The organism is Priestia sp. YIM B13490, assembly GCF_042787735.1.
In the GTDB taxonomy this organism is placed as follows: Bacteria; Bacillota; Bacilli; order Bacillales; family Bacillaceae_H; genus Priestia; species Priestia megaterium.
In genome coordinates this window covers 77,343-101,002 of the sequence record NZ_JBHZOT010000002.1, presented here as the reverse complement: position 1 = coordinate 101,002, position 23,660 = coordinate 77,343, and the positions used below count along the sequence as shown (strand labels likewise).

Here is a 23,660-nt window from a genome sequence, read left to right as displayed (position 1 = left end):
CCCCCACTTATAGAATTCATTTTAGATAGTTATTGGTCAATTTTAATACGGTTGGTAGATGCTTGATCAAAGAAATGAGCATGATTCATTTGAAAATGAAATGGAAAGTGCTGATGAACTTGAATATGTTCATCCCCAGGGATTTTAGCCACAAAGAGCTGGTCTCCTAAACTACTGTATAGTATGTACTCTGCTCCTAATAACTCAGACACATCTACCGGTAATGAAATATGAGGAGCATCAGAAGAGGCCCGCGTAATATGCTCAGGTCGAATTCCTATAGTAACGAACTGATTGTTGTAGCCTTTTTCATGTAACGAATGCATTTGATTTTCTGTCAGTTGAAACTCATGTTCACTGATGTGCAGTTTACTGTTCACTACTTTTCCTGTGAAAAAGTTCATTCCCGGTGATCCTATAAAACTAGCTACAAACGTATTCTCTGGAGCATTATATACTTGCATAGGTGAACCTATTTGCTGAATTTTTCCGTCTTTCATAACTACAATTCTGCTTGCCATCGTCATCGCTTCTGTTTGATCGTGGGTTACATAAATAATGGTCGTCTGCCGCTTCTGATGAAGCTTACTAATTTCAGCTCGCATTTGTACGCGAAGCTTCGCATCAAGGTTAGATAAAGGCTCATCCATTAAAAAAATTTGGGCATTCCGTACAATGGCTCTTCCTAAAGCCACCCGCTGACGCTGCCCTCCTGATAACGCTTTTGGCTTGCGTTTTAAATAGGGTTCTAAGTCCAAAATACGAGCCGCTTCACGAACGCGCTCATCAATTTCTTGTTTTGGGACTTTGCGGAGCTGCAAGCCAAATGCCATGTTGTCGTAAACTGTTAAATGAGGGTAAAGCGCGTAGTTTTGAAACACCATTGCAATATCTCGGTCCTTAGAAGGTAAATCGTTTGCACGATCTCCATTAATAAGCAATTCTCCTTCTGTTATCGATTCAAGGCCAGCGATCATTCGAAGGGTAGTGGATTTGCCGCACCCTGAAGGTCCTACAAATACAATAAATTCTTTGTCTTGAATATGAAGATTGAAATTATCAACTGCAAGACTAACTTTTCCGTATTTTTTATACACATGCTGTAACTGCAGTTCTGCCATTTTTTCTCCTTTCAGCAGGCTTTTAAAAAAATAAAAGCCTCTAATTGCACAGACGGATGGTACGTGTATCTGGCAATTAGAGGCTATCGGTTGACCGGTAAGCCTGTATTATGTAGTTTTGAGTGATTGAATCTGTAAGTAATTTTAAAATATATTATTCCTATATGTCAAGTGAGAATTAAAATATTTTAATAAGTTCGATTATTTTCTTAAATGAAAGAAGCCACTTATTAAGCTAGAGATGCTGGTTTTGAGAATAAAATAAACAGCTGGTGTATAGAATGATAGTATTCACTTTTATAGTAAGCACTACAGAGAGAGGATGTTTATAAATGGATAGAAACACGGAGTTCACTATGATTCGTCAAGCGTTGGAAAACAGCTATTATTTAATGCAGCAGGGAATAGAAGTAAGCGGAGAGACGCTTACTCAGCTGGAACAAGCAAAAGCCGAGTATGAAGCGGCCTTTTTATTGTCTCAGTCCACGGACTCAAAATTCCGCTGTAATTAATTTTTAATAGCACTTATTCCGTTTGCGTTCTATACACTCAGCTTTTATACAAAAAGGTTCTGTCATTACAGGCAGAACTTTTTTATGTTCAGCTCTTTTTATTGACATTTTAGATAAAGTAGTCAATAATTAAGTTTTGCTTACATGAGAAATTTACTAGATAAAAAGAAGTGAAGCTAATTTTTATTGATAGATATTTACATAAATAAAGGAGTCAGTATCGATGATGAGAGAGCGGTTGCCTTTTACAATTGAGCGGGATGAAAACTTTTTTGACAAATTAAATGAATGGATAGGTGATGTTTTTTATGATCATCTTCCAGACGCTGGGTTAGAACTTCGGGATGAACAAATTTTTATGGCTTTTCAAATCGAACGAGCTTTTAAAGAAAAAAATGTAATCTTTGCAGAAGCAGGTGTAGGAACAGGGAAAACTATTGTGTATTTACTGTACGCTATTTGTTATGCAAGGTATATTGGCAAGCCAGCTATTATTGCCTGTGCGGATGAAACATTAATTGAACAGTTAGTAAAAGCCGAAGGAGACATTGCAAAGCTCTCTGGTATTTTAGATATTAACATGGATGTTCGCCTAGCAAAATCTCAAGATCAGTATCTGTGTTTAAAGAAATTAGATGCTGTGACAGCACGAACAGATAATGAAAACATTGAAGAAATTTACGATACGCTTCCTGATTTTGTTCATGATCATAGCGGTATGCAGTCGTTCTATCACTACGGAGACCGTAAAGAATATCCTCATTTAACGGATGAGGAATGGAATCAAATTAACTGGGATACGTTTCAAGACTGCTCTTCCTGTGAGCAGCGTCATAGATGCGGCTTAACGCTTTCACGTGAGCACTATAGAAAAGCACATGACTTAATTATTTGCTCTCACGATTTTTACATGGAGCACATTTGGACATATGAAGCCCGCAAGCGTGAAGGACAGCTTCCCCTTCTTCCTGAAAGCAGCTGTGTTGTATTTGATGAAGGTCACCTGCTGGAATTTGCTGCACAAAAGGCTTTAACATATCGCATTCAAGAAGATACGTTAGAAAACTTGTTAACGCGTCTATTAGAAAATGACGTGCGAGAAGAATTTGCTGTGAAGATCGAGCATGCTATCGATGTATATGCAATGTTCTTTGACCGTTTAAGTGAAGCAAGTACAGAAATCGTTGGTTCTAGCCGTAAAGAAGTAGCCCGTACAAACGGATTACAAAGTGTAGGAAAAGAACTTTTATCGCTGCTTGAGCATATCGGAAACGAGCTTGTGTTTGAGAGTGAGACCTATACAGTAGACGAATATACGCTGCGAATTGTAGATGAGTACCTGGATCAAATTGATTATTCGCTGCGCTTATTTATGGACAACGAAAATGCCATCTACTGGGTAGAAGAAAATAACTGGCAGCTGACGTTGGTTATTATGCCGCAAGCAGTAAAAGACGTCTTAAAAGAACGAGTATTTGCGAAGAAAATACCATATATTTTCACTTCTGCCACTCTTTCAGATAACCAATCGTTCGATTATTTAGCATATAGCTTAGGAATTGCAAAGCCGCTTTCTTTTTCTGTTGAATCGCCATTTGATTATGATGAGCAAATGAAAATTGCGGTAAAAAATGTTTCGGATGATCAAGAAGAAGCATTTGCTGAAAAATTCGCCTTTGCTGTTGCACAGCTCGAAAAAACGAACGGACGGGCACTTTTACTGTTTAACAGCAAAGAAGAACTAGAGATGTTCAAAGAAGTTTCCAAAGAGTTAAATCAGTACACATTTTTATTTGAAGGCGATCAAGAAATCAGTAAATTAGTATCTCAGTTCCAAAGGGAAGAAGAAACAATTTTATGCGCTGTTCATTTGTGGGAAGGATTGGATATTCCTGGACCTTCGCTATCTAATGTAATTATTTGGTCTCTGCCGTATCCACCAAATGATCCGGTCTTTGAAGCAAAGCGCAATCAAGTAGTCGATCCATTCTGGGATGCAGATATGCCTTATATGCTTCTTCGCTTAAAGCAAGGAGTTGGAAGACTGATTCGCTCTCATAACGATAAGGGTCTAATCACGATCTTTATGCCAAAAAGCACAGATTCAAAAGTGCGTTCAATCATTGAACAAAATGTCCCAACGAAAATAGAAAACATATAAAAAAGCGCGGTTGTAGCCGCGCTTTTTTATATGCATAATAGATTGAATATTCAGTTATATACACGCCGTTACTATTATGATAAAATAATTTATGGTGAAATAAGGAAAGTAAGGAGGAAAAACAATGAGAGAAGACATACAGAAAATTGAGAAACAGTTTTATGAATACATGAATAAAATCAAAAGTTATCACGAGGCAATCGGAGTGATGTACTGGGATTTGAGGACGGGTGCTCCAAAAAAAGGGGCAGATCAGCGTTCTGAAGTTATTGGCATGATGTCATCAGAAGCGTTCAATCTTTCTGTTTCTGATGACATGGCAGGTTTTATTGAGAAATTAACGAACCCTGAGTCACAGCCTTACATAAACGATATTACGAAAAAAGCAGTGGAAGAATGTAAAAAAGAATATGACTTAAATAAAAAGATTCCTCCGCATGAATATAAAGAATACGTTACGTTAACTTCAAAAGCGGAGTCGGTTTGGGAAGACGCAAAAGAAAAAGCAGATTTTGCTTTATTTCAACCGTACCTCGAAAAAATTGTAGCGTTCAATCAGAAGTTTGTGGAGTATTGGGGTTATGAAGGAAACAAATATAACCGTTTATTGGACCTTTTTGAACCGGGGATGACGGTTGAAATCTTAGACGAGGTATTTGGAAAGCTACGGGAGCATATTGTGCCTCTTGTTCAGCGAATCGCCGGGTCGAATACAAAGCCAAATACGGAATTTTTATTCCGTACTTTCCCAAAAGAAGCGCAAAAGCAATTTAGTCTAGACGTGTTAAAAACGCTTGGCTATGATTTTGAAGCGGGGCGACTTGATGAAACAGTCCATCCTTTTGCTACTGGCCTAAACCCGGGAGATGTGCGCATCACGACTAAATATGCCGAAAACGATTTTCGAACGGCTATTTTTGGAACAATTCACGAATGCGGCCATGCTTTATATGAACAGAATATTTCAAAGAATCTTGTCGGTACGGTTCTATGTGAAGGTACTTCAATGGGAATTCATGAATCACAGTCGCTGTTTTTTGAGCAGTTTGTCGGGAAAAATAAAGCATTTTGGCAGCATCATTACGACGTACTAAAAAAGCATGCGCCGGGACAATTTGACGATGTAGTTTTAGAAGATTTTTACCGAGGAGTAAATGAGGCGAAACCGTCGCTTATTCGTATTGAAGCAGATGAGTTAACGTATCCTCTTCATATTATGATTCGCTATGAGATTGAAAAAGGATTAATAAACGGAGAATATAAAGTTGCAGATTTACCGGAAATTTGGAATGAGAAATACGAAGAATATTTAGGAGTTCGTCCAAGTCACGATGGAGAAGGCGTGCTTCAGGACGTACACTGGGCTGGAGGAAGCTTTGGGTATTTCCCTTCCTACGCTCTTGGCTATATGTACGCAGCGCAGTTTAAGCATACCATGTTAAAAGACTTGCCTAATTATGATGAACTTCTCGAAAAAGGAGAAATTTCGCCGATTACAAATTGGCTAACAGAACATATTCATCAGTACGGAAAAATGAAAAAGCCTCTTGAAATTTTAAACGATGTAACGGGAGAAGGCTTAAATGTAGATTATTTAATTCAGTATCTAGAAAAGAAATATGGAGAAATTTATCACGTATAAAAAGCGCTATAACCGAATATTATGTTTTGTGTCGCAAGTAAATGTTCGAAAATATCTGTTTTAGATATTTTCAAATAAAAGATTTGCTGATATAATACAATTAACTCAATAACGCACTCATATAATGACGAGAATAAGGCTCGTAAGTATCTACCAAACTACCGTAAATAGTTTGACTATGGGTGAGCGATGAAGTTTGTTTTTCACTTTTGTGCGTAACAGCTCAAAGACATTGCTCTACTCATATACGAGTGCAGCTATGTTTTTGAGCTTTTTTAATACAAACGTTGGAGGAACGAACTATGAAAGCTTTGCAAAACAAAATTTTAACAGATGGTATCGTATTATCGGACACGGTTTTAAAAGTAGACACATTTTTAAACCACCAAATGGATCCTGTATTAATGAAAGAAATTGGAGAAGAATTTGCTTCGCGTTTTGAAAATGCAGGAATTACGAAGATTTTAACGATTGAATCATCAGGAATTGCTCCAGCGATTATGACCGCATTGAAGCTAAACGTTGAGATGGTGTTTGCTAGAAAAAGAAAATCTTTAACACTTCAAGACGGACTCATTACATCAAAAGTATATTCATTTACAAAAAAAGAAGAAAATGAAATTTCAGTTGCTGATAAATTTATTCGAGAAGATGACGTGATTTTAATTATTGATGACTTTTTAGCAAACGGCCAAGCTGCATTCGGCTTGATGGATATCGTGCAAAAAGCAGGTGCTAAAGTAGGCGGCATTGGTATTGTTATTGAAAAAGCGTTCCAAGATGGAGGAAAACAAATTCGTAAATCAGGCGTTAAAGTAGAATCATTAGCACGCATTCAGTCTTTATCAAATGGTAAAGTGACATTTGCTGAAGATAAACCAACAGTGGAGGTTTAATATGAATAAAGGAAAAGTCTTTTCACTTGGTTTACAGCATGTTTTAGCTATGTACGGAGGTGCGATTGTTGTTCCGCTTATTGTTGGAGGAGCCATTGGCTTGACTCAGCAGCAGCTTACGTATTTAGTGGCGATTGACTTATTTATGTGCGGGGTGGCAACGTTACTGCAAGTATGGAAAAATCGTTTTTTTGGAATTGGTCTTCCAGTTGTATTAGGGTGTACGTTTACTGCCGTAGGACCTATGATTTCAATTGGAGGTTCTTACGGCGTTTCCTCCATATATGGTTCTATTATCGTGGCTGGTTTACTCATCGTCCTTCTTTCTGCTTTTTTAGGTAAATTGGTTAAGTTTTTTCCTCCTTTAGTTACAGGTTCGGTTGTAACGATTATTGGAATTACGTTAATTCCCGTAGCGATAAAAGATTTAGCCGGAGGAGAAGGAAGTAAAGATTTTGGCAGCTTGAGCAATTTAGGTTTAGGTTTTGGCGTTTTGCTATTAATTATTGTTCTGTACCGATTTACAAAAGGGTTTATGCGATCCGTCTCTGTGTTATTAGGATTAGTTGTTGGAACAATTGCAGCGTCTTTTATGGGAAAAGTCGATTTTTCCGGCGTAAAAGAAGAAGCGTGGGTTCATATGCCACATGTGCTGTACTTTGGGATGCCAACTTTTAATATTATGGCCATTCTGACAATGTTTCTTGTTTTACTTGTTGGCATTGTCGAGTCAACAGGCGTTTATTTTGCTGTTAGTGATATTTGTAAAAAAGAAGTGGATGAAAAAGATTTGTCTAAAGGCTATCGTGCAGAAGGATTGGCGATTTTATTAGGCGGATTTTTTAACGCATTTCCTTATACAGCGTACTCTCAAAATGTAGGACTTTTACAGTTGTCAGGTGTTCGCACAAGAAATGTTGTATTTGCAGCGAGTGGAATTTTAATCGTTTTGGGTTTTCTACCTAAAATCGCAGCCGTGACGACAGTTATCCCGAGCTCTGTACTTGGAGGAGCAATGGTAGCTATGTTTGGAATGGTAATTTCTTCAGGTATTAAAATCCTTAGTCAAGTTGATTTAGCCAAACAAGAAAATCTTCTTGTGATTGCATGTTCGGTTGGCATGGGTCTAGGGGTGACGGTTGTGCCTGAACTCTTCAAAAACTTACCAGAGAGTCTTCAAGTGCTTACTGGAAGCGGTATTGTAATGGGGAGTTTTACAGCAATCTTTTTAAATATTGTCTTTAATATGATGAAATCACCACGTACGCAAGTTGCAGAAACAAAGTTAACAAACGAAGTAGTATCGAAATAAAAAGAGGCTAGAACAAAAGTATTTTAGTTAAAAAGATCCGAACGATTAATCGTTCGGATCTTTTCATTGTCATGGGGCGACAAGCGATCCATAGTAAATCATTCATCCAATTTGTTCGTCTTTCCTATTAAGACCGTGTTTTGAAAAACAGTGTATAAAGCATTTTCCCCACGTCAGGGTTTTTTGCCACTAATGAAATTTCTCTTTTGAATTTGAAGTCTGTAATGGGTAACGCTTTAATGTTTGAGCTTTGTAAATGGCGCATAAAAATTTCAGGGAGAATTGAAATACCTAAATTAGCTGAAATAAACCCCATAATACTTTGCGCAAATTCAATTTCATTGGCAATGGAAATTTTTAAGTTATGACGCTTGTACGCTTTTTCTACTAGTGTCCGAACATCGCACCCTGGGGGGAGGACTACAATGGGTTCTTCTTTGAAATCTTCAAATGATACGCTTTCTTTTTCGGCTAACGGGTGCTGATCATTCACAAATAAATAAAAGTCTTCTTTGAACAATAGTTTTGACCAATAAGTATGTTGAACCTCTCGATCATCAAATAAAGCCCCGTCAATTTGATTGCTTTCTAACTGCTCCAATAAATCATAATAGTGATGCGAGATTTTTATATCAATATGGCGATTGTGGTCTTTAGCAGAAGCCAGTTGATAAGGTAAGTAAAAAGCAGCCATACTTTGCCACGTGCCAATAGTTAAATCACAGGCTTCTTGCGTAGACACTAATTTTTTTTGAAGAGCATGAACGCTTGATAGTATGGATTCACCTTCTTGTAAAAGGATTTTACCTGCTGAGGTTAATTCTACTCCTGTAGCGGAGCGAATAAATAATGTTACTCCTAAATTTTCTTCTAGTTTTCTCATTTGCTTACTGAGCGCGGGCTGCGTCATATGCAGTTGTTCGCTTGCTTTGCTTAAGCTTTTTGTTTTGGCTGTTTCAATAAAAGACTCAAGCCATTCTGTTTTCATATTTATCACCTATAACCTTTTGTTATACCCATAGTATAGAAGGGAAGTTCTCATAAATCAATGAAGATGCTAGTGTATATAGTGTAGTTAACACAGCACAAAGAAATTCACACAACTAGGAGGATGAATGATGTATCCAAACAAACTATATATTAACGGTGAATGGACAACAACAGAAGAGAAAATTGATGTGATTAATCCAGCAACAAAAGAAGTAATAGGACAAATTCCAAAGGCAGGCGCAAAGGAAGCAGCACTTGCCGCTGATGCAGCGGCTGCAGCTTTTAAAACATGGTCGAAAAGAACCGCTCAAGAGCGCAGTGCTATTTTAATGAGATGGCATCAACTAATTGAAAATCATAAAGATGAACTAGCAGAAATTATGACAACGGAACAAGGCAAACCATTTGCAGAAGCAAAAGGTGAAGTGCAGTATGGTAATGATTATATTGCTTGGTTTGCTGAAGAAGGAAAGCGTGTATACGGTGAAACGATTCCAGCTCATCATACGCATAAACGTATTACGGTTAAAAAACAGCCTGTCGGCGTTGTAGCAGCTATTACACCATGGAACTTCCCTGCAGCAATGATTACGCGTAAAGTGGCCCCAGCTCTTGCAGCAGGATGTACAATTGTTCTAAAACCATCTGAAGAAACACCATTTACAGCATATCGTTTAGTAGAGCTCGCAGAAGAAGCGGGAGTTCCAAAAGGTGTGATCAATGTTGTTACTGGAGATGCAGCAGCTATTGGTGACACATGGCAAAAAGACGGACGCATTCGCAAATTAACATTTACTGGTTCAACAGCGGTTGGTAAACATTTAATGCGCGGTGCTGCGGATACTGTGAAAAAATTATCGCTGGAATTAGGCGGTCACGCACCGTTTATCGTAACAGAAAATGCAGATTTAGACGCTGCTGTAAACGGCGTAATTGCTTCTAAGTTTGTCAACGCAGGTCAAACGTGCATCTGCACAAACCGCGTATATGTACAAGAATCCATTGCAGATGCTTTTGTTGAAAAATTTGCAGCAAAAGCGGCGGAATTAACAGTAGGAAATGGATTAGAAGAAGGTACACAAGTTGGACCGTTAATTAACGACAAAGCGGTTGAGAAAGTAAAAGCACAAATTGCGGATGCAAAAAGTAAAGGAGCTAAAGTTGTGGTTGGCGGACAAGCTATAACAACTAAAAAAGGCTTCTTTATGGAGCCGACAATTATTACAAATGTAACTGATGACATGAATTGCATGTTTGAAGAAACGTTTGGACCATTGGCACCTGTAGCAACATTCAAAACAGTAGAAGAAGCCGTAGAACGAGCAAACAATAGCCCTTATGGTTTAGCCGCTTACGTATTTACAGAAAACATTAAAGAAGCAACGTTTGTATCTGAAGAGCTAGAATACGGCATTGTAGGAGTAAATGATGGCTCTCCATCTGCAGCTCAAGCTCCATTCGGCGGCTTTAAAGAAAGTGGTCTTGGACGCGAAGGAAGTCATTACGGCATTGAAGATTATTTAGAAGTAAAATATATCTCAATGGGACTTTAATAAAAAGTAGAGACTGGGACGAAAATATTTTATTCGAAGTGAAATACGAACTAGCAACTAATAATCAAAATTATTGGTTGTTAGTTCGTATTTTTTTGTTGTGGAGATGGACGTAGCTTTCATGTGTTTCGTTGTGTCCCACCCTCTTTTTTATGCACTTTTGTAAAGAAAATTTGGAATAATAGTTCTTTAACGCAATTAATTGCATTTCTAGAATGTCTGTGCAAGAATAAGTATTTCAAAAATGGTTTAGCTTTGTTTAAAGCGTGGGTAATACAACAAATGCACATGATTGCTTGTTAGATGAAATAAAAAGCAGAACTTTACCACTGATAAATCACCCAAGCTAGAACCAAAATAGTAGTACTGAATGGTGAAAAATATAGGAGTTGATATAGATGATTACAGCAGAGAAAAACATAGTGAAATTTAAAGCAAAAGACGGACGTGAAGTCACTATTCGCCCTGCACAGGCCAGCGATGCAGAGCATATTACAACAGCGGTAAGAGAAATTATTGAGGCTGGGGAATTTATTCAAAAAGATGAGCCGCGTACAGTCGAAGAAGAGCAAGATTTTATTGCATCAGTAGAAAAGAACAATCACATGTACGTTGTAGCTGAAGTCGAAGGTAAAGTGCTTGGAATTGCACGTGTTCTTAGAGGCGAAATTAAAATGAAGCGCCACACGGGGCTCTTCCGTACATGGCTTATTTCAAAAGCACAGGGAATGGGAATAGGAAAACAGTTTATGAATTATACGCTAAACTGGTGCAAAGAAAATCATCTTCATAAACTTTCTTTAACTGTGTTTGCTTCGAATAAAGTGGCATACGAATTGTATAAAAAGGTAGGATTTGAACAAGAAGGCGTTATGAAAGAACAAGCTTATTTCAACAATGAATATGTAGATGAAATCTATATGTCCATTTTCTTTTCATAAAAAATAAGCACTTATTTTCGTCAATCCATAAATTGTATCTGTACATTCAGATTATTTGCGCTATAATAAAAGTGCACAACAAACATACACTTCTTCAAAACGTAGACTTTCCTGAGTTACAGGAAAGTTTTTTTTATGTTTCGCCTCCATTCCACTAAAAAAGAATTGAATAAATCCCCAGCTATTACAAATGTTAAATGTAACGCAATCAAAGAGGTGAAGTGTATGCCAAAGATTATCTCGGTTGGATTTGGAGTTCCCCCTTACGAATTAACTCAGCAAGACACGCTGCTATTTGCAAAAGAACTTTTTTCCGAATCATTTAAAGATATTAATCGTCTGCTAACCGTTTTTCAAAATGGTCAAATTGAGAAACGTAATTTTGCCAAAGACTTATCTTGGTTTCAAGAAGACCATACATTCGAAGAAAAAAATGATGCTTTTATAGAATCTGCTGTTGAATTAGGTACAAAAGCAATTGAAGACTGCTTAACAAATAAGAACCATGTAAGTACCCCTTTGCCGTGTGGAGAAATTGAGGCTGTTTTTTATGTTTCAACAAGCGGTTTAGCTACGCCTAGCATTGAAGCGCGAATTATGAATAAGCTTGCGTTCTCAGACCATACAAAAAGAATTCCTATTTGGGGATTAGGGTGTGCTGGAGGAGCGTCTGGGCTTTCAAGAGCTTATGAGTATTGCAAAGCCTTTCCGCGTGCCAAAGTCCTTGTTTTATCCATTGAGCTTTGCAGTTTAACTTTTCAGCGAAATGATCGTTCAAAAAGCAACTTAATTGGTACGTCTTTATTTGCAGATGGAGTAGCGGCTGCTTTAGTCGCAGGTGACGAAGCTGATACCACTTTTGCTCTTGCAAAAAGCTATCCTAACATTTTACATACACAATCGACGCTCATGCCCAATTCAGAAGATGTAATGGGGTGGGAGATTAAAAATGATGGACTATTTGTTGTCTTTTCAAAAGACATTCCCACGATTATCGATTCGTGGTTAGGCGGAGAAGTTGAGTCATTTTTACAAACTCAGCATTTGACCAGTCGCGATTTGAAGCATTTTGTTGCTCATCCTGGAGGGAAAAAAGTGCTTGAAGCATATGTATCAACGCTGTCGTTAAACGAAAATATGATTGCTGATTCCCTAGATGTACTTAAAAACCATGGAAACATGTCTTCGGCAACCGTTTTGTATGTATTAGACCGCTTTATGAAGAAAGAAATTCCGAGTAAAGAATATGGTTTATTAACAGCTCTTGGCCCTGGATTTAGTTCTGAAATGCTTCTATTAGAGTGGAGGTAAAGCGATTGTTTTTTTATAGCTTTTTTGTATTTATTATCTTACAGCGTCTATGTGAATTGGTTATTGCCAAAAGAAATGAAGCTTGGATGAAGAAGCAGGGAGCATACGAAGCTGGTCAAAGTCACTACAAATGGATGGTAAGCATGCATGCCGCTTTTTTTGCTGCTCTTTTTACGGAAGTGTATGTGTTAAACGATGGAATGTATCACTTTTCTTTTTTGTTGTTTAGCTTTTTTGTGCTTGTGCAACTTGCAAGAATATGGGCTATTTCTTCGTTAGGAAAGTATTGGAATACAAAAATTATCGTTTTGCCTAATGCGAAGGTTGTGCTAAGAGGTCCTTATCGTTTTATGAAGCACCCTAACTATACAGTAGTAGCGGCAGAATTGGTGTTAGTTCCGCTTATGTTTCAGGCATACTGGACGTTAGCTATTTTTTCTGTTTTCAATTTGTGTATATTAGCCGTCAGAATTCCCTTAGAAGAGCAAGCGTTAACGAATGAAACAAATTACGGCGAAGTGATGCAAAACAGGGGACGTTTCTTTCCTGTAAAAAAATCTTAAAACTAATTGAAAATGATTATCTTTCATGATAAGATGAAACAAATGATAAAGATTATCAATTTCATCAAGTAGAAACGGTGGTGGACGTAATGGTTAGTCTTTTTGTGATCGGAGCACTTGCTACATATGTTGGCGTCACAACGTATGTAATGAAAAATATTGAAAAAGCCCAAAAGGCGTAACATACATGCGATGAATAAAAAAAGCTGTCAAATTATTGACAGCTTTTTTTATTGTTTTTGTAACTAAAAATTCAGTTTTTTATGGGAAAACGCATGCGAATCAAGTAAAATAGAGAAAGAATAAGCAGAAATGAAGATGGATAGAGCACATTTAAATACAGTCTTGAATGAGGCAAAAGGGGTAGAGTAATAATGGGTAAAGTGAGTGTGAAACATCAAGAAAATCTCCGATTGGAAGCATCTCTTTTTCATTTACATAAGCAATTTCAAGCAGCTGGAGATGAACAGCAGGCAGTAAAAGCAATACAGCTGTTAAAAAAGTGGGTGAACGGCGAATTTGTTGTAGCATTTTGCGGACATTTTTCGGCTGGGAAATCGAGCATGATTAACGAATTAATGGGGCAAGCAATTTTGCCTGCAAGTCCTATTCCAACAAGCGCAAACTTAGTATCAGTAAAAGCAGGGGATGAGCATGCAACCGTTTATTATCGCAAACAGCCGCCGGTGCGTTATGAAGCACCTTATGAGTATGAGCAAATTAAGCAGTTTGCTGTGGATGGAGATGAAGTAGAGTCCATTCATTTATCGATAGATACAGATGCTATTCCTAAAAATGTTGTGGTGATGGACACACCAGGAATTGATTCAACAGATGATGCACATCGTGTATCGACCGAGTCAGCTCTTCACTTAGCGGACGTTATTTTCTACGTAATGGATTATAATCATGTGCAGGCAGAATTAAATCTTCAATTTGCAAAACAGCTGCAAGAAGCTAATAAAACGCTTTATTTAATTGTAAATCAAATCGATAAACACCAAGAAGATCAGCTAACATTCCAAGCATTTAAAGAATCTGTAGAAACGTCATTTTTAAAGTGGAATGTGAGACCAGAAGGAATCTTCTATACGTCGTTAAAAGAGCCAACCAACCGTCATAATGACCTTTCGTACGTAAAATCTCTATTACTTGCTATGATGACGGAAAAAGAAAACCGACATCAGCATATTCAACATGCGATGCAAATGTTAATTGACGATCACCTTGCCTTTATTGAAGACCAAGAAGAAGAAAAGTTAACGATTCATGACGAGCTGCGCCATAAGCTGACGCTTGAGAATCATGAAATGAATAAGCAGCATAAAGAGCAGCTTCTCGAAAAAGAAGCGGAAATAAGGCGTGCTGAAAAGCAGCTAGCAGAAACGTATCAACAAGAAACAGGTAAGATACTAAGCAACGCCAATTTAACACCATATGAAATGAGAGAAAAAGCTAGGCTGTTTTTAGAAACGACAAAGCCTGATTTTAAAGTAGGTCTTTTATTTGCTAAGAAAAAGACCGAGCAAGTAAAAAAAGAGCGGCTGATGTTATTTTTTGATGATATGAAAGAACGAGCAGCTTCTCAGCTGCAGTGGCACTTGCAGCAATATGTGCAAGAGCTGGTGAAAAATCAAAATCTTACCGATCCGGATCTTATACGCCAGGTTCAGCAGTTTGAAATTCCGTTAGAGCCGCATGATTTAATTGAAACCGTAAAGGCAGGAGCTACGATTAATGGTGATTATGTTTTAACGTACGCAAAAGATGTAGCCGATCATATTAAGAAAAAAGCGACGCGATTATTATACGAGCTTTATGCGCAAATTGAACAGAGCAAAATCGAGCAAAATGAAGTAAAGCGTAAAAAAATTTATCAACACTTGCAGGAATGTGAAGTATTTGAAGAAGCATATACATCTCTTCAGGAAATGAAATCAAAATTGGTACGTACAAAAGCTTTGCTTCAATCTTTACAGCAAACTGATGACGACCTAACGGCAGAAGATACAAACGAGTTGTCATATATGTTACAAGAAGAATATGAAACAGGCATCATGAAAGCTGAAGAAAAGCAAGAAGCTGTGAGTGAGCAGCAGTTAGTTTCACAGCCTGAGGAAGCTGTGCATGAAACAGGAACGGAAAAGGTTCTTCAAGATGTATCAGCTGTTCTCGAACAGCTCCGTTCATTTGGAAAGTTAGACCGCTTTATTACCAGGCTTCAAGAAAAGCGTAAAAAGCTATCAAATCAAACGTTTACTGTAGCTTTATTCGGAGCATTCAGTGCCGGTAAGTCATCTTTTGCTAATGCGTTGATTGGAGAAAGATTACTTCCAGTATCTCCGAACCCAACAACAGCAACCATCAATAAAATTATGCCTCCAACAGAAAAACGGCCGCATAAAACAGCTGTTGTGCAAATGAAAACAAACGAGCAGATGATCCAAGATTTAAATGGTGCACTTAAGCTGTTTCACCATGAAGTAGAATCAATTGACGAAGCGTTAACAATTATTCCAACTCTGCAGGCAACAGAAGAGCTGCAGCTGCATTTGTCGTTCTTACAGGCAGTAGAAAAAGGCTACGGCGAAGTCAAGCAGCATATCGGTTCAGAAGTAGTGGTGGATACAGAAGGATTTCATGATTATGTAGCCAAAGAAGAAAAAGCGTGTTTTGTTCAATTTATTAACCTGTATTATGACTGTGAATTTACTCGCTTAGGCATTACGCTCGTTGATACACCCGGAGCTGATTCAATCAATGCGAGACACACTGGAGTAGCTTTTGAGTATATCAAAAATGCAGATGCCATTTTATTTGTAACATATTATAATCATGCGTTTTCAAAAGCTGACCGCGAATTTCTTATTCAGCTTGGCCGTGTAAAAGATGTATTTGCGCTTGATAAAATGTTTTTCTTAGTAAATGCAGCGGACCTAGCCAGCTCGGATACAGAGCTGCAGTTAGTTCAGACCTATGTAAAAGAACAGCTTGAACAGTATGGTATACGTTTTCCGCGCTTATACCCGGTATCAAGCTTGCAGGCTTTGCAAAACCACGAGGATAAAATGTTTCTGCCGTTCAAAAATGCGTTTTACCGCTTCATAAATTATGAATTACCAGAGCTTGCTATCCAAAGTGTCTATGCAGATTTCGAACAAATTTTAGCAGTTTCCAATGAAATGAAACAGGTGCAAACAAAATCAGAAGTGGATAAAAAGCGATATATTCAATCTCTTCACATAAAAAATGAGCAGGTAGCAGCAAAACTGCATGAAATTCATTTTGAATATGAACAACAGCAGTTTGACCGAGAATTAGAAGAGCTCTTATTTTATGTAAAAAAACGTCTGTTTGTGAGGTACGATGACTTCTTTAAAGAAGCCTTCAGTCCGGCGAACTTAAGGGATGATCGAGGTGAAAAGCAAAAGCAGCTGCGCCTTTGTTTGCAGGAGTTGTTAACGTCTATTTCCTTCGATGCAACGCAAGAAGTGCGTGCGACCACTTTGCGAATCGAAAAATACATCGTAAAATTAATCGAAGACTGGCATCGAATGATCATTACAAAGCTACATCGCTATGAACCGACGTTTACTCCAACGCTGAACTCGTTAGAGCCTCCAAATGGCAGTGAAGTTGTGACAAGTCATCAATTTGATGAGAATGAATCGTACCAAAAAGAGCTTTCACTGTATAAAAACAATAAAAGCTTTTTTGAAAAAAATGAGAAAGTAAAGCTTCACGCTGCTTTACTAGAACGTATTAAGCCGGATGTTAATCACTACATTGCGAAAGAAGAAGCCGCTCTTCATTCACACTATACCCATTTAGTGAATCAGTACGTTCTAGCGCATAAACAGTCTGTATCTGAAGAATGGTATGATTATTACAAACAGCTGCAAGCGGCCGTGTCTGAAGAATTTCCAATTCAAGAATTGGTAAGTACAATGACGGTGCTAGAACATGTATTGGAGGAAAGAAAGGGTCATTAATTTTTATGTCTACACACATAAATAAACGGTTACAGGAAATTGAAAAAGAATATAATGTGGAAATTTTGTTTGCATGTGAATCAGGCAGCCGTGCTTACGGACTCGACACGTTAGCGAGTGATTTTGACGTCCGCTTTATATACAAGTATAAAGCATCACGCTATCTTCATCTCAATAGACCTCAAGAGGTCATTAATGTAGCAGAAGGCAATTATGATATGCAAGGGTGGGATTTGTACAAAACCATTTATTTGTTTACAAAATCAAACCCTTCGCTTTATGAGTGGCTATGGTCGCCTTTTGTTTATTATCAGAAGCCATCGTTTGCTGAGCCACTGCGGCAAATGATGGCTCAATCATATTCCTTAAAAGCATTGGGGTATCATTATTTTAAAATTTTAACGATAAATAGTAAAAGAAATCTGACATCTTCTGTTACAATAGAGGATATAAAAGTGATGCTTCAACTGATTCGTGCATTTTTATCACTGAAAGTAGTAGTAAAGCAGCGCAGTTTCCCTGTCATTTTATTTGCCGATTTATGTAAGCAGGCAAATCTCGACGATAGGCAGCAATCCATCATTGAGCAATTTGTACAGTGCAAGATAAGTGGGAAAGTTGCTTTTAATGAAAAGATGAAAAACTTTTTGGACAGCATTAAGAAAGAAGCTGCAGCGATAGAAAAAAGCTTAAAAGAATTACCGGAAAAGCAAATCAGTTATGAGGACATTAACTTATTTTTACTAACTCAGCATAATATAATGGAGGAACGAACATGAGTGTACATAAAGAAATTTCAGCCCATTCTAAAAAACAACACGAATTAGTACGTGCTTTTGCAAGCTTAGAAGCTCGACGCGAGCAAGCTATTGAAGCAGCTGTGCTTCTTTGCAAAGAAGGGAAACCCTTTTCTGTAGACGGTATTAATGCTGTAACAGCAGAAATTAATGAGCTGTCTCAAAAATATACCATCATTCCAGGCCGTAAAGTAGTGACAGAAGAAATGGTTAAAGAGTATGTAGCAAGAATATAAACGTGCTAAGCTCTGGTGTTTTTACCTTAATTTGAATAGGATATGACGTGCCGCTTGATCCATACTAATAGTGTACCAACGAGGTACAAATAGGAGGAGATAGCGATGGGTCGTCAAAAATTAGGTAATAAAAATGCGCAAGCGAATAACAATGCAAAGCATAATTATAACCAAGAGTTCTCTTCTGAGTTTAAAGCAAATCAGGCTCAAAAAGCAAAGCGTGCAAAAAGTGCAAATGACACTTATGCTGGGGAGTTTGCTTCTGAGTTCAACGTGCAACAAAACCAAAACAATTCTGTTAACAAGAAGTTAGAAGCTAATAAAAGTGCAAATAATCAATATGGCCAAGAATTCGGCTCTTATGCTGAAGTTGAATCTGCCAAAATGAATAATGCTGCACAAAAAAAGCGTAAAAAATAACAGAACTGTTTCCAAAAGCGCCGGGATTAGTCTGCTCTGTCAGCAGATTAGCCCGGCGTTTTTTGTTGGGCAATATTTGCTTGGGTACGAGATGTCAATCCATCGCAAACTATAGATGAGGTGAAGCAATATGAATAAAGGAATTGTCATTGCTCTTTCATCAATCGGTTTAGCCCAAGCCTTAAAAATCCCCATTAAAAAGTATCAAACAGGAAAATGGGATATGCGGATGATTGCTGCGTCGGGTGGAATGCCAAGCTCTCATTCAGCCGGCGTATCTTCTTTAGCGACCTATGTAGCGTTAAAAAGAGGTGTTTCTACGATTGATTTTGCGTTAGCATCTGTTTTTGGAATTATTGTGATGTACGATGCACAAGGAATTCGAAGGCAGACTGGCGAAATTACTATTAAAGTGAATACGTTAGATGAAGAAATTGAAAAGCTTGCGGGTCTTCCAGACGGAGGCTTTCACGATTTGACGGAACAGCGCTTGAAAGAAATGCTTGGGCATCAGCCCGAAGAAGTGATTGGCGGAGCCATTTTAGGAGTAGCACTTGGAGCGATTGGCTATTTTTTAGAAGGGAAATCATAGTCAAATAGCCAAAAGTAAGCTAAGATAAAGAAGAACCTTTGCAAAAGGATGGGACGAAAAAGTGACAAAAACAGCTCAAACCGTTGAAGAGTATCTTCTTTATCTTGAAGAAAAAGGCTTTCATTTAGCAGAAGATGCACGTGGATTTATTTCATTTGGTCAGCAGTATACGCGTGCAGCTGACGAGATGGTCATATTTACAATTGAATGGACACTAAAAGTACAAAAAGAATTTGACGGCAGTTTTTTTGTATCGCTCCTCGAGAATTTGACATCAAATCGTATTAGCAATCAAAAACAAGCCATTCAATATTTAAAGTCATCAGGTATGATTTAAGCAGGATTACATTCCTGCTTCTTTTTGATTAATGGCTTGTCTGGCCAGCTGATCAGCACCTGCGTTTTGAGAGCTAGGGATCCACTTTATAAAAAATAACTCAAATTGACTGGACAATTTGAGGGCTTCTTCCAGTAAAGGAGCAAACGCTTTATTTTTAACGTATTCTTGGTTCATTGCGCGGTCTACTAGCTGAGAGTCCGTTCGAAAAGATACGCTCGTATACTTTTTTTCTAGACAAATTTTTAATGCATGAAGAAGTGCATGGTACTCTGCTTCATGATTCGTCATTGTCCCAAGAGCAATAGCGTAACGATGATGTTCACCATTTCCTTTAATTAAAATACCAGCTCCAGAAGGACCAGGGTTACCAGCAGTGGCTCCGTCTATATAAACTTCAATCATCATACAGCCTCCTTGTTAAAACAATATAAGCTTAAACCATGTTTTTTCATCAATAGTATTGTATCATAAGTACTTCAGCTATTTTATATTAGCACGTATAAACGCTAAAATCCGCTTATTAGGTAAGAAAACTGTCATGAAAAGACATAATAGAAGATAAAATACAAAAAAGCAGAAAAAGTGTTGAATTCAAAATTGCTGATGAAAGGAATGCTCGTTATGAATTTCCAAATTGAATGGCATTATAAATCCTCGAAACATAAACAGTTAATTTTCACATCCGATTTCACAGATGCGAATGAGGCGCTAATGATTGTGGGTGATTTAGAAAAAACAGGTCGAACGAAGGAAATTTTTCTACTTGATGAGCAGCAGCAAAAATGGACTGTAAAAGAAGCGAAAAAGCTCTTACAGGAAGTACAGACAGAGCCTCACGATATTGTGGCATATTTTGACGGAGGCTATGAGCATGATACGCTCTTAGCGGGGCTTGGGGTTGTGATTTATTTTAAACAGAACAACAACTCTTACCGAATACGACGCAACTCAAGGCTGCAAGAGATTGAATCAAATAATGAGGCAGAGTATGCTGCTTTTTATTATTTAATACAAGAGCTTGAGGAACTTGGTGTTCATCATATACCGGTAACGTTTAGAGGTGACTCTCAGGTTGTATTAAATCAGCTGGCTGGGGAGTGGCCCTGTTTCGAAGAAGAGTTTAATCGGTACTTAGATCGAATAGAAGATAAAATGCAGGAGCTTGGTATCCGGCCGGTATATGAGCCTATTTCAAGGAAGGAAAATGAAGAGGCTGATCAGCTTGCTACTCAAGCTCTTCAAGGGATACCAATTGCTAGCAGGAAGCAAGTGTAACACACAGAACGAAATGGAGATGAACGAGAGTGGAACGTAAACAATTATTAGAAGAAGTAACGGAGTTATTGGATTACTACTGTAGTGATTGTTTTGTAAAAAAAACGTTTAATAAAGAAAAGGGCAAAACATACGCTCAGACGTTTTGTATTAAAGAGTGTACCGTAGGAGAAAAAATTAAGCAGTATGGAGATTTGCTGACTAAAAAGTAAGCGTGTATAATTTGCCGGCAGCAGCTTCATTCTATCCATATGGAGGTGTTCTTTCAATGGATAAGTTTTCAAATGAAGAAGTAACAACAGGATATAATGATTTAAAGCAAGTAGAAGTTTCTATTCAATCTGCTCAAAAGATGATCGGGACAGCTACGATGAGTATGAGTCCTCAGCAGCTTGAAGAGGCAACGAATGCGCTTAATGATGCAAAAGCACAGCTTCAATCTGCCAAAGCTCATGGCACAGGAGTAGACGAGCAATTTCTTCAGCAGTGCATGCAGTCTATTCAAACATGTGAACAGCAGCTTACTGAGGCCAAACGCTAGGTATAACAAAAAAGAGACTCGGAAAAGAGTCTCTTTTACTATAAAATAAAAAGATCTATTTATGATAGCTTAGTGACATTAGCGGCTTGCGGGCCTCTATTGCCTTCTACAATTTCAAAAGATACCTCTTGTCCTTCTTCCAAGGATTTATAACCTTCGCTTTGGATGGCAGAAAAATGTACAAATACGTCGCTGCCGCCTTCAACTTCAATAAAGCCATAGCCTTTTTCATTGTTGAACCATTTTACTTTACCATTTTGCATAACTTGAATCCCCCTAGTACTGTGCAGCCTCATGCTGCTGAAACTCGAATTATCATTTCCAATAGAGGTAAATGATTGTTTATATTATATAATAAGAAGAAATAAAATTTCAATATTAAAATTTAACTTTTCTGAAAATTAAATTTTTATTTAACTTAGGCGTAGTACAAATATAACTAAAAAAATTTCTTATGAGATGAAAAATAACTGAAAATTTAGTTTATAATAAAAGTATAGTCAGCATAATTTTAAAGCGGTGATAAGGAGTGGATCGTGTATGTATCGTACACAAGTAAATGGAAAAGAAATCATTTTGTTATTTTCAACGCTCGAAGCAGCAAAGAGCCGCAGCAACCTAGAGAAAGAGCAAATTTATAAGCGCGTGTTGCATTTAAATGAGCAGCTGCTAATGTTTCAAAATGGAACAAGCTTCACCATTGGCGATCCGTTAGGATTAATTGTAGCTCAAGTGAAAAAAAGTGATTTGACAACCATATATATCGAACATATCATTGATAAACAGTTTATGTATGATGGAGAGGGGCATCGAGGTGAAGTAGTGTAACAAGATGACACCTATATATGAAGAAGCGTACGGAGATACTCGTACGCTTCTTCATATATAGGATTAAAAATATGCGATTTTACAAGTATTAACAGGGATAAATAACAAAGTTTAATAAATTAAAGAAGAACAGTGAAACCATGAATAGCAATCACCTTTTTAGCTAAAAAATATAGATACACATCATCTTATGTAATGAGATAGTTAAGCTTTAAAATCAATGAACACGAGAGTTTTTATAAAGCTTAAATTGAAAAACGTGTGATTGTGACGTTAATTAGAAGTAAGGTTTGGAGGACGCTATGGAAAGTAGAAAAAAATTGGATTTACTTGCTCTTGCTTCTGTGCCACTTATCATGACCCTCGGAAATTCAATGTTAATTCCGGTATTGCCGGTGATTGAAAAACGTCTACAGATAAGCTCGCTGCAGGTATCCATGATTATCACGGTCTATTCAATTTTCGCTATTTTTTTAATCCCGATTGCTGGTTATTTATCAGATCGATTTGGCCGCAAGAAAATTATTATTCCAAGTTTGCTGCTTGCTGCAGTAGGAGGGGCTTTAACAGGCTGGGCTTCATGGCAAATGGCCAATCCTTTCTGGGTTATTTTAATTGGCCGCGCGATTCAAGGAATAGGTTCAGCAGGAGCTATGCCTGTTGTGATGCCTTGTGTAGGAGATATGTTCAAAGACGAGCAAGAAATTACAAAAGGACTAGGTTTAATTGAAACAGCTAATACGTTTGGGAAAGTACTAAGCCCAATACTGGGAGCTTTTTTAGCGGCTATGATTTGGTTTCTTCCTTTTTGGTTCATTCCTATTCTTTGCCTTATTTCGATTCTTTTGGTTATCTTTTTAGTAAAAGTTCCGAAAAATGATAGTTCTTCTGAATCTGAACAAAAAAAGAAAAGTATTAAGCAGTTTTTGAAGGATTTGAAGAAAACGCTCAAAGAAAATATTGGATGGCTTATGGCTATTTTTATTTTAGGCGCCATTATTATGCTTGTATTATTCGGTGTTTTATTTTACCTATCGACCATACTAGAGGAGCGTTATCATATTGTGAATACGAAAAAAGGTTTAGTGATGGCTATTCCTTTGCTCGCTTTATCTATTTCTTCTTTTGTGGCGGGGAAAAAAGTTGGAAACAATAAAATCGTTATGAAGTGGTCTGCTTTTTTTGGCTTCTTATTGTTAACATGTTCTTTCATCATTTTATTTTTTAATACGTCTCTTTTTAGTATTTTACTCACTTTAGTGCTTGGTGGAATTGGAATTGGAGCAGCTCTTCCCAGTCTTGATGCGCTTATTACAGAAGGAATTGAAAAGGAAGAGAGAGGAACCATTACGTCTCTTTACAGTTCGATGCGCTTTGTAGGAGTAGCAGCTGGGCCTCCCCTTTATACATTGCTTATGAAGTGGTCGGACATGGCTGTGTTCCAAACGTCTCTAGGGGTTAGTGCGGTAGGTGCCATTTTAGTTTTAAAAGCAATTAAACCAAAGCCTGAAGGCGGCGTAAAACTGAAGAAAGCTGAAGTGTGATTTTATAGAGCTGTCTTATGATAAAAGACAGCTCTTTGCTATTTAAAGACCCGTCAATATACTTAAATTTATATTGTGTCTAGAAAAAATCCT

General features: G+C 37.6%; 24 protein-coding genes and 1 riboswitch. Of the genes, 20 read left to right on the top strand and 4 right to left on the bottom strand.

From position 1 onward, the window contains the following. Positions 1 to 29 precede the first annotated feature (29 nt). A complete protein-coding gene (locus ACFX4R_RS05915) occupies positions 30 to 1,121 on the bottom strand; it encodes an ABC transporter ATP-binding protein (protein ID WP_377569123.1) in 1,092 nt (363 codons plus the stop codon). Positions 1,122 to 1,453: 332 nt separating this feature from the next. Here ACFX4R_RS05915 and ACFX4R_RS05910 point away from each other — a divergent pair, with 332 nt between their 5' ends. From ACFX4R_RS05910 to ACFX4R_RS05890, 5 genes are all read left to right on the top strand, one after another. Next, positions 1,454 to 1,633 carry a hypothetical protein gene (locus ACFX4R_RS05910; RefSeq protein ID WP_043979434.1) on the top strand — a complete coding sequence of 60 codons (180 nt, stop codon included), beginning with the start codon at positions 1,454 to 1,456 and terminating at the stop codon, positions 1,631 to 1,633. Positions 1,634 to 1,856: 223 nt separating this feature from the next. Then, the gene (locus ACFX4R_RS05905; protein WP_025749341.1) at positions 1,857 to 3,794 is read left to right on the top strand and encodes an ATP-dependent DNA helicase; all 1,938 of its coding nucleotides are present in this window, start codon (positions 1,857 to 1,859) and stop codon (positions 3,792 to 3,794) included. A gap of 124 nt (positions 3,795 to 3,918) precedes the next feature. Beyond that, positions 3,919 to 5,436, top strand: coding sequence for a carboxypeptidase M32 (locus ACFX4R_RS05900; protein WP_043979430.1), 1,518 nt, complete (start codon positions 3,919 to 3,921; stop codon positions 5,434 to 5,436). Between the two features lie 97 nt (positions 5,437 to 5,533). Next, a riboswitch (purine riboswitch) is annotated at positions 5,534 to 5,635 on the top strand. A gap of 103 nt (positions 5,636 to 5,738) precedes the next feature. Further along, entirely contained in the window at positions 5,739 to 6,332 is a 594-nt protein-coding gene (locus ACFX4R_RS05895; protein WP_028414042.1) for a xanthine phosphoribosyltransferase, read from the top strand. A 1-nt stretch (position 6,333) separates the two neighbouring features. Continuing rightward, a complete protein-coding gene (locus ACFX4R_RS05890; protein WP_013082372.1) occupies positions 6,334 to 7,644 on the top strand; it encodes a nucleobase:cation symporter-2 family protein in 1,311 nt (436 codons plus the stop codon). 127 nt (positions 7,645 to 7,771) lie between these two features. Here the strand turns inward: ACFX4R_RS05890 and ACFX4R_RS05885 are convergent, their stop codons facing one another. Further along, positions 7,772 to 8,632: a LysR family transcriptional regulator gene (locus ACFX4R_RS05885; protein ID WP_043979426.1), complete on the bottom strand. Its 861-nt coding sequence runs from the start codon at positions 8,630 to 8,632 to the stop codon at positions 7,772 to 7,774. Between the two features lie 130 nt (positions 8,633 to 8,762). Between ACFX4R_RS05885 and ACFX4R_RS05880 the strand changes: the two genes are divergently transcribed. From ACFX4R_RS05880 to ACFX4R_RS05835, 10 genes are all read left to right on the top strand, one after another. Further along, positions 8,763 to 10,187, top strand: a complete 1,425-nt coding sequence (locus ACFX4R_RS05880) for an NAD-dependent succinate-semialdehyde dehydrogenase (RefSeq protein ID WP_043979424.1) — start codon at positions 8,763 to 8,765, stop codon at positions 10,185 to 10,187. 398 nt (positions 10,188 to 10,585) lie between these two features. Further along, positions 10,586 to 11,128 carry a GNAT family N-acetyltransferase gene (locus tag ACFX4R_RS05875; RefSeq protein WP_043979423.1) on the top strand — a complete coding sequence of 181 codons (543 nt, stop codon included), beginning with the start codon at positions 10,586 to 10,588 and terminating at the stop codon, positions 11,126 to 11,128. A gap of 225 nt (positions 11,129 to 11,353) precedes the next feature. Continuing rightward, the gene (locus ACFX4R_RS05870; RefSeq protein ID WP_043979421.1) at positions 11,354 to 12,439 is read left to right on the top strand and encodes a type III polyketide synthase; all 1,086 of its coding nucleotides are present in this window, start codon (positions 11,354 to 11,356) and stop codon (positions 12,437 to 12,439) included. 5 nt (positions 12,440 to 12,444) lie between these two features. After that, entirely contained in the window at positions 12,445 to 13,002 is a 558-nt protein-coding gene (locus ACFX4R_RS05865) for an isoprenylcysteine carboxyl methyltransferase family protein (RefSeq protein ID WP_013082378.1), read from the top strand. Between the two features lie 374 nt (positions 13,003 to 13,376). After that, entirely contained in the window at positions 13,377 to 16,994 is a 3,618-nt protein-coding gene (locus ACFX4R_RS05860; RefSeq protein ID WP_377569121.1) for a dynamin family protein, read from the top strand. 5 nt (positions 16,995 to 16,999) lie between these two features. Beyond that, on the top strand, positions 17,000 to 17,773 hold the full coding sequence (locus tag ACFX4R_RS05855) for a nucleotidyltransferase domain-containing protein (protein ID WP_016763500.1): 774 nt from the start codon (positions 17,000 to 17,002) through the stop codon (positions 17,771 to 17,773). Next, on the top strand, positions 17,770 to 18,027 hold the full coding sequence (locus ACFX4R_RS05850) for a DUF2533 family protein (RefSeq protein WP_013082381.1): 258 nt from the start codon (positions 17,770 to 17,772) through the stop codon (positions 18,025 to 18,027). The genes ACFX4R_RS05855 and ACFX4R_RS05850 overlap by 4 nt, the downstream gene beginning before the upstream one ends. A gap of 105 nt (positions 18,028 to 18,132) precedes the next feature. Then, positions 18,133 to 18,447, top strand: coding sequence for a hypothetical protein (locus tag ACFX4R_RS05845; RefSeq protein ID WP_013056168.1), 315 nt, complete (start codon positions 18,133 to 18,135; stop codon positions 18,445 to 18,447). A 130-nt stretch (positions 18,448 to 18,577) separates the two neighbouring features. Continuing rightward, positions 18,578 to 19,039, top strand: a complete 462-nt coding sequence (locus ACFX4R_RS05840) for a divergent PAP2 family protein (RefSeq protein ID WP_013056169.1) — start codon at positions 18,578 to 18,580, stop codon at positions 19,037 to 19,039. A 61-nt stretch (positions 19,040 to 19,100) separates the two neighbouring features. Further along, positions 19,101 to 19,376 (top strand): DUF6123 family protein, encoded by a 276-nt coding sequence (locus ACFX4R_RS05835; RefSeq protein ID WP_013082383.1) that lies wholly within the window; start codon positions 19,101 to 19,103, stop codon positions 19,374 to 19,376. A 6-nt stretch (positions 19,377 to 19,382) separates the two neighbouring features. Here the strand turns inward: ACFX4R_RS05835 and ACFX4R_RS05830 are convergent, their stop codons facing one another. Further along, positions 19,383 to 19,781, bottom strand: coding sequence for a reverse transcriptase-like protein (locus tag ACFX4R_RS05830; protein ID WP_016763502.1), 399 nt, complete (start codon positions 19,779 to 19,781; stop codon positions 19,383 to 19,385). A 219-nt stretch (positions 19,782 to 20,000) separates the two neighbouring features. On the opposite strand from ACFX4R_RS05830, the gene ACFX4R_RS05825 reads away from it, so the two are divergent. The 3 genes from ACFX4R_RS05825 to ACFX4R_RS05815 are packed head-to-tail and all read left to right on the top strand — an operon-like array spanning position 20,001 to position 21,195. Beyond that, positions 20,001 to 20,654, top strand: coding sequence for a ribonuclease H family protein (locus ACFX4R_RS05825; protein ID WP_016763503.1), 654 nt, complete (start codon positions 20,001 to 20,003; stop codon positions 20,652 to 20,654). Positions 20,655 to 20,683: 29 nt separating this feature from the next. Beyond that, complete coding sequence (locus tag ACFX4R_RS05820; protein WP_013056173.1) at positions 20,684 to 20,866, top strand: zinc-finger domain-containing protein; 183 nt, start codon at positions 20,684 to 20,686, stop codon at positions 20,864 to 20,866. Positions 20,867 to 20,922: 56 nt separating this feature from the next. Then, complete coding sequence (locus ACFX4R_RS05815; protein WP_013056174.1) at positions 20,923 to 21,195, top strand: DUF2564 family protein; 273 nt, start codon at positions 20,923 to 20,925, stop codon at positions 21,193 to 21,195. A 59-nt stretch (positions 21,196 to 21,254) separates the two neighbouring features. Here ACFX4R_RS05815 and cspD read toward each other — a convergent pair whose 3' ends face one another. Then, a complete protein-coding gene (gene cspD / locus ACFX4R_RS05810) occupies positions 21,255 to 21,458 on the bottom strand; it encodes a cold-shock protein CspD (protein ID WP_013056175.1) in 204 nt (67 codons plus the stop codon). A gap of 277 nt (positions 21,459 to 21,735) precedes the next feature. Here cspD and ACFX4R_RS05805 point away from each other — a divergent pair, with 277 nt between their 5' ends. Together ACFX4R_RS05805 and bcbE are read left to right on the top strand one after the other, a co-directional pair. Then, positions 21,736 to 22,023 (top strand): hypothetical protein, encoded by a 288-nt coding sequence (locus ACFX4R_RS05805; protein WP_013082386.1) that lies wholly within the window; start codon positions 21,736 to 21,738, stop codon positions 22,021 to 22,023. A gap of 302 nt (positions 22,024 to 22,325) precedes the next feature. Then, positions 22,326 to 23,567 (top strand): bacillibactin exporter BcbE, encoded by a 1,242-nt coding sequence (bcbE, locus tag ACFX4R_RS05800; protein WP_013082387.1) that lies wholly within the window; start codon positions 22,326 to 22,328, stop codon positions 23,565 to 23,567. Positions 23,568 to 23,660: the final 93 nt, after the last annotated feature.